This window comes from Ostreibacterium oceani, assembly GCF_009362845.1.
Classification (GTDB): Bacteria; Pseudomonadota; Gammaproteobacteria; order Cardiobacteriales; family Ostreibacteriaceae; genus Ostreibacterium; species Ostreibacterium oceani.
Map to the genome: position 1 here is coordinate 1 of NZ_WHNW01000037.1, position 281 is coordinate 281.

Here is a 281-nt window from a genome sequence, read left to right on the forward strand (position 1 = left end):
CCTGCACGGCCTTCGTCAAGTAGCTTACGGAACATCTCAACACCCGTACACGTCGTCTTTGTCGTATCCTTCATGCCAACAATCTCAATCTCGTCGCCAACCTTGATGATACCCGTCTCAATACGACCCGTTACCACCGTACCACGACCTTGAATAGAGAATACATCTTCTACTGGCATCAAAAACGGCTTGTCTGTATCACGCTCAGGCTCAGGAATATAAGCGTCCATCTCAGCAACCAAACGCTCAATCGAAGGCACACCAATCTCAGACGTGTCGCC

Annotated in this window: 1 protein-coding gene; it reads right to left on the reverse strand. The window is 49.8% G+C overall.

Annotated features, from left to right (window positions below; genetic code table 11):
* Positions 1-281 (reverse strand): EF-Tu/IF-2/RF-3 family GTPase (locus tag GCU85_RS10505; RefSeq protein WP_268965747.1); only part of this gene is annotated, 281 nt, incomplete at both ends.